This window comes from Arminella tubonensis (genome assembly GCF_003240585.1).
GTDB lineage: Bacteria > Pseudomonadota > Alphaproteobacteria > Rhizobiales > Rhizobiaceae > Rhizobium > Rhizobium tubonense.
In genome coordinates this window covers 48,999-62,363 of the sequence record NZ_PCDP01000065.1, presented here as the reverse complement: position 1 = coordinate 62,363, position 13,365 = coordinate 48,999, and the positions used below count along the sequence as shown (strand labels likewise).

The following is a 13,365-nucleotide window of genomic DNA, read 5'->3' as shown; positions in this document are numbered from 1 at the left end:
CCGCCGTCATCGAACCTTTGACAGAGAGAAACATGCCCCTTAAGCGAGGAGAACTTCACGAGTTATCGATCTTTCTCGTGATCGTCCAATATCGAAGCTTCCGCAAGGCCGCTGATCACCTGGAACTGACCGCTTCCGCGCTCAGCCACAGCATGAGGGCGCTCGAGGCGAGACTGGGTGTGCGGCTTCTTAACCGCACGAGCCGCAGTGTCGCACCCACCGCTGCCGGCAAGGCCCTTGCGGAGAAGATTTCCGCAGGGCTGGATCTTATCAATTCCGGTCTGGACGAGCTGAATGGTCATCACCGGGGTGCTGCAGGGAGTGTCCGCATCAATGTCCTGCGGGATGCCGCCAGCCTGCTCCTGAAGCCCGTTTTACCTGTATTCCTGCAGCGCTTCCCGAACATCGAACTTGAGATTGCCGTCGACGATCATTTCGTCGATGTAACCGCGGAAGGGTTCGATGCCGGGCTTAGATATGGTGGAACGATCCCTGAAGATATGATCGCCGTTCCCCTGACGCCGCCGCTCAAATGGGTGGCGGTTGCCTCGCCCGAATACCTTCATCGTCACGGTCGTCCGGAATTGCCCAAGGATCTGCATTCCCATGACTGCATTCGGATCCGCACCGGCAGGGGGCAGATTTACAAATGGGAATTTGAACGCGGAGACGAATGGAGCGAGATCGATGTTCCAGGTGCGCTTATTTCCGGCGAGTCTGATCTGGCGCTCAGTGCGGCGATCGGCGGAGCCGGATTATCCTATTGTTTGGAGCAGCTGGCCCGCCCCCATCTGGCCGCCGGTCGTTTGGAAGTTGTGCTGTCCGACTGGGCTTCTTTCGGCCCGCCACTGTCGATCTACTATTCCAGTCGACGACAGCTCCCCTTCGGCGTTGATGCCCTTATTCAGGTCATACGCGAGCTTAGTCCGCTGGGATGATGGGATTAGGCGATCTGATGTATGAATCAGACTCATCGATCCGGTGACCGCTACGCTATTGATTCATCCTTTTGCGCCGCCTAACGATAAGGCTTGGCGGGATGAGAGGATAAATCCATGAACAAGCGCATTATCTTTACCGGTGGCAGCGGCAAGGCCGGCCGTCACTCGGTGCCCTATCTGGTGGACAAGGGCTACGCAGTTCGCAATCTCGATCTCGTTCCTTTGGATTGCCCCGGCGTCAACACCCTGATCACCGATCTCACGGACAGCGGAGAAACCTTCAACGCACTGTCGATGCATTTCGGTGCCGAAGGCCTGAACACAGGTGCTGGTCCCGCTCCTGTCGACGCCGTGGTTCATTTCGCGGCAATCCCCAGTCTGCTGATGAAGCCGGACAACAAGACATTCCAGGTGAATGCCATCTCGACCTACAATGTCCTGGAGGCGGCACTGAAGCTCGGCATTCGCAAGGTCATCATCGCGTCCAGCGAAACGACGTATGGCGTCTGCTTTGCCGAAGGCGACAAGGATTTTCATTCCTTCCCGCTCGAAGAGGACTACGACATCGACCCGATGGACAGCTACGGTCTGTCGAAGGTCGTCAACGAGAAGACCGCCCGCGCCTTTCAGATGCGCACCGGCGCCGACGTCTATGCCCTGCGCATCGGCAATGTCATCGAACCGCATGAATACGACCGTTTTCCGGGTTTCCTGGCCGATCCGCCGTCCCGCAAGCGCAATGCCTGGAGCTACATCGACGCCCGCGACCTCGGCCAGATCGTCCATCTCTGCATTGAGAAGGACGGCTTGGGCTTCCAGGTGTTCAACGCCGTCAACGATACGATCACGGCAAACGAGCCCACCCGTGACTTCCTAAAGCGCTGGGCACCGAACACGCCGATCCATCGCGAGCTCGGCGAATTCGAGGCGCCGCTTTCCAACCGGAAGATACGCGAAATCCTGGGCTTCAAGGAAGAGCACAACTGGCGCAAATACGTTCCAAAATCATGATGCGGGACGCCCGATTAAAATGACGGCTCTCGATCATCGCGTAAAGGACCAAGAAATGACGACTGAACCGACGGTCGCGGGCATCCCGCAGATGGGCTACGGCACCTGGAATCGCCCCGCGGACGAAGCCTATCAGGGTGTCGCCTGGGCTTTGGAGGCAGGATGCCGCCACATAGACACGGCGCAGGGCTACAATAACGAGCAGGATGTTGCCCGCGGCATCAAGGATGCAGGCATAGCTCGCGGCGAAATCTTCATCACGACGAAGGTAAAGCCGGACAATTACGGCCCGGGAGAGGTCATGCCGTCGATCAGGGAAAGCCTCGATAAGCTCGAGGTCGACCAGGTCGACCTGCTTTTGCTGCACTGGCCCTCACCGCATAACAAATACGCGCTGCAGGACTACGTCAGCCAGTTTGTGGAAGCGCTCGATACCGGTCTTGCCAAGCGCATCGGCGTTTCAAACTTCACCAAGGCGCTGATTGACGAGACGATCCGCTTATTCGGCGATCGCAAGATCACCACCAATCAGGTCGAATGCCACGTCTACATGCAAAACAGGCCGATCATCGACCATTGCGAAAAACGGGGCATTCCGGTGACCGCCTATTCGCCGCTCGCCCGCGGCGCGGTCGTGGGCGACACACTGCTTGAAGAGATCGGAAAGTCCCACGGCGCCAGCGGCGAGCAAATTGCCCTCGCCTTCCTCATGGCCAAGGGTCTGATCGTCATCCCGTCCTCAGCCAAAAAGGATCGCATCGCTTCGAACTTCGAGGCGCGCAAGATCACCTTGACGCCAGCCGAGGTCAAGCGGATCGAAAGCCTGGAAAAGGGTATGCGTCTGGTGAATGGCGATTGGTGCCCGGTCTGGGATCGCTAGGACACAGACGTCGGAATAACGAAATCCACTTGGCGGATGACGGCACTGTTGACGCCCGCATGACATGAGGAAAAAGAAATGGATTATCGCAAGCTCGGCCCCAGCGGCACCATCGTCACTGCATATTGCCTTGGCACCATGACATTCGGCGCCGAGGCCGATGAAACGGCATCGCATAGGCTGCTCGACGACTATTTCGCGTGGGGAGGCAACTTCATCGACACTGCCGATGTCTATAGCGCCGGTCTGTCGGAGGAGATTATCGGGCGCTGGCTGAAGGCGCGGCCGAGCGAGGCGCGGCAGGCTGTTATTGCCACGAAAGGTCGATTCCCGATGGGGAACGGTCCGAACGATATTGGTTTGTCACGGCGGCATCTGGGCCAGGCACTCAACGATTCGCTCAGCCGCCTCGGCGTCGAACAGATCGATCTCTACCAAATGCATGCCTGGGACGCGTTGACGCCGATCGAGGAAACGCTGCGCTTCCTCGATGATGCGGTGACGGCTGGAAAAATCGGCTATTACGGCTTCTCCAATTATGTCGGCTGGCACATCGCCAAAGCTGTCGAGATCGCCAAGGCAAACGGATACAGTCGCCCGGTGACGTTGCAGCCGCAATACAGCCTGCTGGTCCGCGACATCGAGCTCGAGATCGTCGCTGCCTGCCAGGACGCTGGCATGGGCTTGCTTCCCTGGTCGCCGCTGGGCGGCGGATGGCTCACCGGCAAATACAAGCGCGACCAGATGCCGACCGGCGCCACGCGGCTTGGAGAGAACCCCAACCGCGGCAGCGAATCCTATGCGCAGCGCAATGCCCAGGACCGTGTCTGGGCGATCATTTCGGCCGTAGAGGAGATCGCCAAAGCGCGCGGTGTCAGCATGGCGCAGGTGGCGCTCGCCTGGACGGCAACGCGGCCGGCCGTCACGTCAGTCATCCTCGGCGCGCGCACGCCCGAACAACTCGCCGACAATCTCGGTGCGGCAAAGCTCACGCTCTCGGAGGAGGAAACGACGCGGTTGAGCGACGTCAGCGCACCCCAGCCTTCGGACTATCCCTATGGCAAGGCGGGCACCGACCAACGCCACCGCAAGATGGAAGGCGGCCGCTAAATCAGGAGGCGGCTCTAAAGGCCGCCTTCATATCGCTTGATGCGGACTTCGCGCGAGGCGCCATCAGGACTCTGGTGGCACGGCCCATCGGCCAGCTACAGCCAGTTGATGCGTCTCAGCACCCAAAGCGTCGCGATCGACGTGATCGTGACGAAGGCCACGATAATGATGAAAGCCCAGGTATCGTTGACGCCGGGAACGCCTCCGACATTCATGCCGAAAAGGCCAGCGACCACGCTTGGCGGCAACAGCAGGGCCGCAAGGGCGGCGAGACGGTTGGAATTGCGGGCAATGCGCTCGCTGATCACTGTTGATAGGTCGTCATGCAGGATGCTGGTGCGATCGCGTATAGCATCTAGATATTCGATGAAGCGCATCAACTTGTCGATTACCTCGCGCATGCGCAGCTTGTCTCGTTCGGCGAGCCACGGTGCGTCGTCATGTTCTATGCGATTGAGTGCGTCGCGCTGGGGTGCCAAGTAGCGGCGAAGTTGCACCGCCCGTCTCCGCAACTGCTTGAGGCGCTCGCGCACCTGGCTTGCGTCGCCATGAAAGATCATCTCGTCGAGCTCGTCTACCTCCTCGTCCATGGCGTCGAGGACGGGCTCGAGATCGCGCACCAGCTTGTCGCCGATGAGGGCAAGCAGGTCGCCCGTACGCTGAGGCCCCTTCCCTTTCTCCAGCGACAAACGGATGTCACGCAGCGCCGTTATGTAGTGACCGCTGTCGCGCAGCGAGACAATGCGGTCGGCATCGACCCATAGATGGAGGGGCACGAGGTCTATGTCGACGGGTTTCTCGGCCACTTCCTCCGGCGCGGTTGCGCACACCCCCCGCAGGATGATCAACAGTCCGTCGTCGACAGGTTCGACACGCGGACGGGACTCCTCCTCCAGAAGCGCCTCTGCCACAACAGGGTCGAAGCGGCTTTTCCGGAGCACCCATTCGGCGGCGGCGGGATGATCACGCTCGAGATGAAGCCAGATCGCGCCATCTTCCGGCTTCCAGGAACCTAGCTGCGCCATGGTCAGCTGTGTGCAGCAGCCATGGCCGTCGAGCAACAGTGCGAAACGCAATCCCGGCTCGGCGCCATAGCTGACAACAGATGTTTTCAGTGCTTCCATTGCGCCTCGATATATTCCAGTGGGACCGACCAAAAACGCAAACAACACAAAAGCTTGCGATGTCTTCTGTCCACCTTACCAGTTCGGACCAAACTCGCAATACAAGCGATTGCAGCTTGACGAGTGGAGAAATCCCTTCGCTTCCAGCCGCAAGTCAAGGCGCCGCTTGGGGAAAGCATTCAGAACCGAGTTCATAAACCGGAAGCCGCTGAACCTCGCGCTGCCCGCCACCGGTTAAACGAGCCGGGGACGACCGACCCGGGTCGCGACCGCGCAGGTCCGACACCACAATATCCGCACGGTTTGATCCAGATCAATTTCTGTGACGCGTCGCCGGCTATAAGGTCGACAATTGCGACTGATCCTAGCATTATCGGCCAAATCCACAATTCGCTGCGGTGGAACGACTGCCGCAGATTGACGCATATGCGACTTGCCGGTTGCGCAAATTATATTGGCAATTACAGTAATTTCAGAAATTACTGTAATTCCTGATGCATCGGAAATTGCTATGAACTTGCCCCCGCTTGTACAATCCTTCGTTCTTCACTTCGGCGAGATGGGCTCGCGCTGGGGGATCAACCGTACCGTCGGACAGATATACGCGCTGCTCTATGTCTCACCGACGCCGCTCTGCGCCGAAGATATCGTCGAGGCCGTTGGCGTCTCGCGGTCGAACGTGTCGATGAGCCTGCGCGAGCTGCAGGCCTGGAACCTGGTCCTTCTCAAGCACAAACCGGACGACCGCCGCGACTTCTTCACCACGCCGGACGATGTCTGGCAAATCCTTCGCACACTGGCCGAGGAACGGAAGAAGCGTGAGGTCGATCCGACGCTGTCGGTGCTACGCGAGATCCTGATGCAGCAGCCGGCCAGCGAAGAGGAGCGCTATGCACAGGCGCGGATGAGCGAGATGCACGGCCTGATCGAGCAGTTGACCAACTGGTACGACGACGTCAGGCAGCTTGAGACCGAGCGGTTGGCAACCCTATTGTCGCTCGGCGCCAAGGTAACCCGGCTGCTTGAGGCCAAGGACCGTGTCGTTTCCCTCGGTCGCCGCCGGTCCGGCACAAATCCGATAGACGGGAGGAAAGCGCCATGACCAGCGCCTTCCTCGAAGCCGCGGTCGAGCCGGCAGACCTGCCGACAAGGAATCCGCAAGCATCTGCCGAGCCCGCACTGGCCCGCGACCGCAACACTCCCCGGCTGCGACCGAACGGCCTGCCCCGTGCAGCCATGGTGCAGACCGTGGCCGCACTCATCTGGATTCCGCAAGCCGCGCTGCTCGCCTTCGGCGTCGGTACGATCGCCAGTGGCGGTGGCGGCCTTGCGGAAGTAGCGCTACCGGCCGCCTTCGTCCTCGCGCTGGGGGTGGCGCGCGCCGCACTGGACGCCACCGGCGGGCGGATGGCCTTCCGTGCCGCAAGAGCGGAGCTTACCCGACGTCGCGATATTGCCACGACTGCGCTTGCCGCCCGTTCGCCTCTTGACGTCGAGAGGCCCGCGTCGGGGTTTGCCGCCAGCCTGATCGCGGAGCAGGCTGAGACCATGGTGCCCTATTTCGCCCGCTTCCTGCCGGCACGGTTGAAGGCAAGCACCGTCCCGCTCGTCACGCTCGTCTGCGTGTTTCCCATTTCCTGGGTCGCCGCCATCATCCTGATCCTCGCGGCACCGCTGATCCCCATCTTCATGGCGTTGATCGGCTGGCGTGCCAAGGCAGCGAGCGAGGAGATGCTGGCGAAATCCGGGGGTCTCAATGCCTTTCTGCTGGATCGCCTGCGCGGCCTTGCGACGATCCGCGCATTGGGTGCAGTGGATATCACCGCGCAGAGGTTGCGTGCCGACGCGGAATCCCTGCGCCGCCGCACCATGGCAGTGCTCAAGATCGCTTTTCTGTCCTCCGCAGTGCTGGAATTTTTCGCGGCTCTCGGCGTTGCCGCAACCGCCGTCTATATCGGCTTCAGCCTGCTCGGCTCGATCGATATCGGCAGCTGGAACGGCAAGCTGACGCTGACGCAGGGCCTGTTCATCCTGCTGTTGGCGCCCGCCTTCTTCGAGCCGCTGCGGGAGCTCTCCGCGGCATGGCATGACCGCGCCTCCGGGCAAGCGGCGATCGATGCGCTTGACGGGCTTTCGCACAATGGTCTGGTCTTGCCTGGTTGGCGCAACGATCAAGTCGGTGCGTCCGACGATTTTGCCGCCGTGCCTGACATCCGTATCCGCGATTTCTCCTTCCGCCATGCCCCGGCGCAAAGCAGCGTTTTCAAGGACTTTAATCTGACGGTAGCAGCCGGCGAACACGTCGCTCTGCTTGGCCCCAGTGGTTGCGGCAAGACGACATTGCTGTCGCTGATCGCAGGATTGGCGCCACACGAAAATGGCACGATCCATATCGCAGGTGAACTGATGTCTGATCGGTCTTCCGCCGCGCTGCGCCGCCGTATCACCTGGATCGGACAGCGTCCGCACGTCTTTGCCGGTACGATGGGGAGCAACATCACACTTGGTCGACCCGATGTCGGGGCGGACGCAATCCGTTGCGCCATCCGGAAGTCACACCTGCAGCCTGTCTTCGAGACGCATGGGGCAGCGCTGATCGGCGAAGGCGGAGCGGGTCTTTCGGGTGGCGAAGCCATGCGGCTGATGCTGGCTCGCGCTGTCGTCGAAAACCAGGCGGGCATCATCCTTGCCGACGAGCCGACCGCGCATCTCGATGCCGAGACCGCCAACGACATCGCCCGGGACCTTATGCTCTTTGCCCACGGCCGGACCCTGGTCATTGCCACGCACGACCCGGTGCTGGCAGCAAGGATGGATCGCGTCATCCGCCTCGGCGCCCCCGAACAGGAGCTGGCGGGATGATGTCGACTATCCGTTCAATTCGTCCCATCCTCGAACTTTTCATGGCGGAACGCCGCCGGTCACTGCTGCTGGGCGGCGCGCTTTCTGCCGCCACTGTTCTAGCCGGGATCGGGCTCCTCGGGCTTTCCGGCTGGTTCATCACGGCCACGTGGCTTGCCGGCCTGTCAACGGCAGCAGCGATCACCTTCGACGTCTTTGCTCCGTCGGCCGGCATCAGGCTGTTGGCGATCGTCCGCACGGTCGCGCGCTACGGCGAGCGGTTGACGACGCATGATGCGACGCTTGGCGTACTCGCCGCCCTCCGCGAGAGACTGTTTCGCAGCTGGGCGCAGCCAGCCGCGGCCACGGCCCTGATGCGCCGCCCTGCCAAGCTGCTGTTTCGACTCACAGCCGATATCGACGCGCTGGATTCGCTCTATCTCAGGGTTCTCGTTCCAGTCGGCGTCGCCATTCTCTCGGGGCTCGCGACAAGTGTCGCACTCGGGCTGATGCATCCGCTGTTCGGACTGCTCGTCGGCCTGTGGCTTGTCGTCACCGGCCTCGGCATTCCGTTTGCCGGCGGAAGGCTGGCGATCAAGCCGGCCCGGCGCAGAGCGCATGCGATCGAGGCATTGCGATCGCGCACCATCGATCTCGTCGCCGGGCAGACGGAACTTGTCATGGTTGGGCGACTGCAGGCGCAGCGCGCTGCCATCGCCAAGGCGGACCTGCGCCTCGCTGAGGCCGATGATCAGTTGAACCGCATCGAAAGCACTGTAGCCTTTGGTTTCAGCCTCGTTTCAACCATGCTGCTTACGGGCACGCTTCTGACGGTCGCCGCACTCGCCAAGGCCGGGACGATCAGCGCGCCGGTGGCAGCACTCGGGTTGCTCGCTGCCTTTGCAGCGACGGAACCCTTCACCGCTCTTCGTCGCGGTGCCCTCGAACTTGGCCGCACGGCGCTGGCCGCCCGCCGCATCGGGCCTCGGCTTGATCCGCAGCCACCGACAGGGGCTCTTCGCCCGGCGCTGAAAGATTTCGCCGTCCGTCTCAACGGCGTTGCGGTCCGGCATGACGGGGCTGCCCGCTTCGCCCTTCACGGCATCTGTCTTTCGCTCATGGCGGGCGAACGGCTTGCGTTGATCGGCGCAAGCGGCGCCGGCAAGTCGACGCTGCTTTCGCTGCTCTCTCGCGAGATCACCGCCGAAGATGGCGCCGTTGAGCTGCAGCCATCAACGCTTTTGACCCAGAGGACGGAGATTTTCCAGGATACGCTGCGCGACAACCTGCGCCTCGCAGATCCTGCCGCCACCGACGAAGCGTTGCGCGACGTTCTTTCTTCTGCTGGCCTCCTTGCCGAAATCCAAGCATTGCCGCAGGGGCTCGATGTCAGTCTCGGCGAAGGCGGGCTCGGCCTTTCCGGCGGGCAGTTGCGACGACTGGCGCTGGCCCGGCTATTGCTGCGAGACGCTCCGCTCTGGCTGCTTGATGAGCCGACCGAAGGTCTCGACGGCGATACCGCGCGCGATGTGATCCAGCGGCTGGTCGCCCGTTCGCAAGGCCGCACGCTGGTCATCGCCACGCATATCCGCCGCGAGGCAGCGATCGCCGATCGGATAGCCGTCCTCGACCAAGGCCAGATCATAGCAACGGCGCGGCGCGGCGAGCAGGGATTCGACGTCCTTCTCGCCAGGCTGCGGCCGGACTGAAGCAGGCCTGCATATTATCCTTTCCGCACCGTCTCTTATGGCGATGCGGACATCACCGACCCCCTGGGACCGTGGGAGAACGCATATGGAACTCGACATCGTGGCGCTATCGCGCCTGCAATTTGCAATGACTGCTCTCTATCACTTTCTATTCGTGCCGCTGACACTCGGTCTTTCCGTGCTGCTCGCCATCATGGAGACGACCTATGTCATGACCGGCCGGCAAGTCTGGCGCCAGATGACGAAATTCTGGGGCACTCTGTTCGGGATCAACTTTGTGCTGGGGGTCGCCACAGGCCTGGTCATGGAATTTCAGTTCGGCATGAACTGGAGCTACTACAGCTATTATGTCGGCGATATCTTCGGAGCGCCGCTTGCCATCGAGGGCCTGATGGCCTTCTTTCTGGAAGCGACCTTCGTCGGGCTGTTCTTCTTTGGCTGGGAAAAGCTCTCGAAGGTCGGTCACTTGAGCGCCACATGGGCGGTCGCCCTCGGCTCGAACTTCTCGGCCCTCTGGATCCTGATTGCCAATGGCTGGATGCAGAACCCGGTTGGCTCGGCGCTCAATCCGCAGACGATGCGCATGGAGGTTACCAGCTTCTTCGACGTCGTCTTCAACCCGGTGGCGCAGGCAAAGTTCGTCCACACCGTCTCGGCCGGCTATGTCTGCGCGTCGATTTTCGTGCTCGGCGTCTCCGCCTGGTATCTGCTGAAGGGTCGCCACATCGAGATCGCCAAGCGCTCGATGACGGTTGCCGCCTCCTTCGGCCTTGCATCTGCGCTTTCGGTTGTCGTCCTTGGCGATGAAAGCGGCTATCTCTCGACCGAACACCAGAAGATGAAGCTGGCCGCCATCGAGGGCATGTGGGAAACCGAACCGGCCCCAGCCGCCTTCACCGCCTTCGGCTTTCCCGACCAGCAATCGCGCGAGACGCACTTTGCCGTCCATATTCCCTGGGTGATGGGCTTGATCGGCACACGCTCGCTGACAACAGTCATCCCCGGCATTCAGGAGCTTGAGGATCAAGCCAAGAACCGCATCCGCGACGGTATCAAGGCCTATGACGCGCTCTTGAAGATCCGCAGCGCTCCCAGACAGGACGCAGTGGCACAGGACGTCCGCTCCTCCTTCGAGGATCTCGGCCATGAGCTCGGCTATGCGCTGCTTCTCAAGCGTTACGTCGATGATCCGAGGCAGGCGACGGATGCCCAGATCGACCAGGCGGCCAAGGATACGATCCCGAACGTGCCGACGTTGTTCTGGTCGTTCCGCGTGATGGTCGGTCTCGGGATGTTCTTCATCGCGCTCATGGTCACATTCTTCTGGCTGTCGGCACGCCGGCGGCTTGATCGCTATCCGCTGCTGCTGCGGATCGCGGTGCTGGCGATCCCGCTGCCGTGGGTCGCGATCGAGTTCGGCTGGGTCGTCGCCGAATTCGGACGCCAGCCTTGGGTGATCGAGGGCGTCCTGCCGACGGCGGCCGCCGTCTCCAGTCTCGGCGCCGGTACGGTACTTTTGACCATCATCGGCTTTGCGTCCCTCTACACCGTTTTGATCGTCATCGAGATGAGCCTGATGGTGAAGGCCATTCGCAAGGGACCGGAACCGGACGACGAGCCCGAGGCCCATCTGATGTCCCAAACCCTCATTGCCGCGGAGTAGCACGTCATGATCCTGCACGAACTCATCGACTATCAAACACTGCGCGTGATCTGGTGGCTGCTGCTCGGCGTTTTGCTGATCGGCTTTGCTGTGATGGACGGCTTTGATCTCGGGGTCGGCACGCTTTTGCCATTCGTCGCCAGAACCGACACCGAGCGACGCGTCGCCATCAACACGATCGGCCCGGTCTGGGAGGGCAATCAGGTCTGGCTGATCACGGCCGGCGGCGCGATCTTTGCCGCCTGGCCGCCGCTTTACGCGGTCTCCTTCTCGGGCTTCTACCTTGCCATGTTCGCGATCCTCTTCGCGCTCATCCTGCGGCCGGTGGGCTTCAAGTATCGTTCCAAGCGCGACAGCCCGCGCTGGAAGGCCGGCTGGGATTGGGCGCTGTTCGTCGGCGGCTTCGTGCCGTCGCTGATCTTCGGGGTTGCGGTCGGCAACGTCCTTCAAGGCGTCCCGTTCCGCTTCGCCGACGACATGCGTATCTTTTACGAAGGATCCTTCTTCGGCTTGCTCAATCCCTATGCCCTGCTTTGCGGCTTGCTCTCGGTCGCCATGCTCTCGATGCACGGCGCAGCCTGGCTGCAATTGAAGGCGTCCGGCCCGGTCGCCGTGCGAGCCCGCAGCTATGGCAGTATCGCAGCGCTCGCCGTCATCGTCCTCTTCGCGCTTGGCGGCGTCTTCCTGTGGCTCGGTGTCGACGGCTATCGCATCACCGGCGAGATCAGCACGGTCGGTCCCTCCAACCCGCTCTTGAAGACCGTCGACCGGGCTTCCGGCGTCTGGTTTGCCAACTATGCCACGCACTCCTGGATGCTGATCGCGCCGATCCTCGGCTTCGTCGGCGCGGCTGCCGCCTTCTTCGCCATGCGGGCAAGGCTGGAGATCGCCACGCTGCTTCTCAGCAAGATCTCGATTTTCGGCATCATCTCGACCGTCGGCGTTTCGATGTTCCCGTTCATCCTGCCATCGTCGCTCGATCCGCGCTCAAGCCTGACGGTCTGGGATGCGTCGTCGAGCCATACGACACTGTTCATCATGCTGGTGGTCGTGGTGATCTTCCTGCCGCTGATCATCGCCTACACAAGCTGGGTCTATCGTGTGCTCTGGGGCAAGGTGGATGAGGCCAGCGTCAACGAAAAGGGCGGACACGCCTACTGAAATCCGGAAAGGATAGAGACAATGTGGTATTTCGCCTGGATCCTCGGCCTGTCACTGGCTGCCGCTTTCGCTGTGCTCAACGCGATGTGGTACGAACTCGTGGACGACGCAGCAAAGAAGGAAGCGGCCAAGAAAACGTGACCTGACCCCTTCAGCGCCTATATTTCACGGGCAAGCCAGCGGACCATGTTGGCCATGAACAGATCATAGCCCGACCATTGCATGAAATCCTGGGAGAGCCAGTGGGGACCGATGTCGGTCATCCAGGCAAGCGTCCGTCCTGCGCCGTATTGGCGAACCGACAGCAACGGCATTTGCCCGGCGCGACGGTCGCAATGGATCAGGGTCTTCATGTCGGTGCCCTCACGCGCCGCGACGCGGTTCATGCCAAGGACATAGGGAATGGGCGTTGGCACGCCCGCGAGTATTGGGTGACTAGCCTCGTCAATCGCCGGATCGAGCCCCTCCGGCGCCTCTATTCCGTCGGGACCAGGAAAGCACTCGACAGGCAGGCATTCCTCGACGGCCGTGCCGCCGAACATGGCAAGACCATCAATACCTTGAAAACTGCAATACCCGCCCGCCATCATCAGGGAGCCGCCGCGCTCAACCCATTGCCTTAGAAGTTCGAGCCGGTTTACCGAGCGGCGGCCTGCGCGCGTCTGGGGCGTATAGAGAAGCGACAGCGCACCCACATCGGAAAGCACCACCGTCGAATAGGCGGAAAGGCCCTCCATGGTCATTGGGAATTCGCTTTCGCAACGGTCGCCACCGATCTGGACGACAGCGATGTCGTGTGCCGCGAGGCCCTGGATGTAGCGCTCGGCACCGTTTGAATAGCGCGCCGAGGCACCAACCTCATATCCCTTGGCGGCAAAGGACGTGACGTGAAACGTCTCGCCGGCGAGCAACACTGGCTTCATGG

At 61.5% G+C, this 13,365-nt stretch carries 12 protein-coding genes; 10 read left to right on the top strand and 2 right to left on the bottom strand.

Annotated features, from left to right (window positions below; all coding sequences use genetic code 11):
• Nucleotides 1-32 precede the first annotated feature (32 nt).
• From CPY51_RS27895 to CPY51_RS27880, 4 genes are all read left to right on the top strand, one after another.
• The gene (locus CPY51_RS27895) at nt 33-938 is read left to right on the top strand and encodes a LysR family transcriptional regulator (protein ID WP_111163548.1); all 906 of its coding nucleotides are present in this window, start codon (nt 33-35) and stop codon (nt 936-938) included.
• Nucleotides 939-1,055: 117 nt separating this feature from the next.
• The gene (locus tag CPY51_RS27890) at nt 1,056-1,952 is read left to right on the top strand and encodes an NAD-dependent epimerase/dehydratase family protein (protein WP_111163474.1); all 897 of its coding nucleotides are present in this window, start codon (nt 1,056-1,058) and stop codon (nt 1,950-1,952) included.
• A 55-nt stretch (nt 1,953-2,007) separates the two neighbouring features.
• A complete protein-coding gene (locus CPY51_RS27885) occupies nt 2,008-2,832 on the top strand; it encodes an aldo/keto reductase (protein WP_111163547.1) in 825 nt (274 codons plus the stop codon).
• Between the two features lie 78 nt (nt 2,833-2,910).
• Nucleotides 2,911-3,942, top strand: coding sequence for an aldo/keto reductase (locus CPY51_RS27880; RefSeq protein ID WP_111163473.1), 1,032 nt, complete (start codon nt 2,911-2,913; stop codon nt 3,940-3,942).
• Between the two features lie 95 nt (nt 3,943-4,037).
• Here the strand turns inward: CPY51_RS27880 and CPY51_RS27875 are convergent, their stop codons facing one another.
• On the bottom strand, nt 4,038-5,066 hold the full coding sequence (locus tag CPY51_RS27875; protein WP_111163472.1) for a zinc transporter ZntB: 1,029 nt from the start codon (nt 5,064-5,066) through the stop codon (nt 4,038-4,040).
• A gap of 511 nt (nt 5,067-5,577) precedes the next feature.
• Here CPY51_RS27875 and CPY51_RS27870 point away from each other — a divergent pair.
• The 6 genes from CPY51_RS27870 (at nt 5,578) to cydX (ending at nt 12,581) form a co-directional block, all read left to right on the top strand.
• Nucleotides 5,578-6,168 carry a GbsR/MarR family transcriptional regulator gene (locus tag CPY51_RS27870; protein WP_111163471.1) on the top strand — a complete coding sequence of 197 codons (591 nt, stop codon included), beginning with the start codon at nt 5,578-5,580 and terminating at the stop codon, nt 6,166-6,168.
• Nucleotides 6,165-7,928 carry a thiol reductant ABC exporter subunit CydD gene (cydD, locus tag CPY51_RS27865; protein ID WP_111163470.1) on the top strand — a complete coding sequence of 588 codons (1,764 nt, stop codon included), beginning with the start codon at nt 6,165-6,167 and terminating at the stop codon, nt 7,926-7,928. The genes CPY51_RS27870 and cydD overlap by 4 nt, the downstream gene beginning before the upstream one ends.
• Nucleotides 7,925-9,616: a thiol reductant ABC exporter subunit CydC gene (cydC, locus tag CPY51_RS27860; RefSeq protein ID WP_420820750.1), complete on the top strand. Its 1,692-nt coding sequence runs from the start codon at nt 7,925-7,927 to the stop codon at nt 9,614-9,616. Before cydD ends, cydC begins: the two co-directional genes overlap by 4 nt.
• Before the next feature lie 85 nt (nt 9,617-9,701).
• Entirely contained in the window at nt 9,702-11,279 is a 1,578-nt protein-coding gene (locus CPY51_RS27855) for a cytochrome ubiquinol oxidase subunit I (protein WP_111163469.1), read from the top strand.
• Nucleotides 11,280-11,285: 6 nt separating this feature from the next.
• On the top strand, nt 11,286-12,440 hold the full coding sequence (gene cydB / locus CPY51_RS27850) for a cytochrome d ubiquinol oxidase subunit II (RefSeq protein ID WP_111163468.1): 1,155 nt from the start codon (nt 11,286-11,288) through the stop codon (nt 12,438-12,440).
• A 21-nt stretch (nt 12,441-12,461) separates the two neighbouring features.
• A complete protein-coding gene (cydX, locus tag CPY51_RS27845; RefSeq protein WP_111163467.1) occupies nt 12,462-12,581 on the top strand; it encodes a cytochrome bd-I oxidase subunit CydX in 120 nt (39 codons plus the stop codon).
• 17 nt (nt 12,582-12,598) lie between these two features.
• On the opposite strand, the gene CPY51_RS27840 is transcribed toward cydX, so the two are convergent.
• Nucleotides 12,599-13,363: a glutamine amidotransferase gene (locus CPY51_RS27840; protein WP_111163466.1), complete on the bottom strand. Its 765-nt coding sequence runs from the start codon at nt 13,361-13,363 to the stop codon at nt 12,599-12,601.
• Nucleotides 13,364-13,365 lie beyond the last annotated feature (2 nt).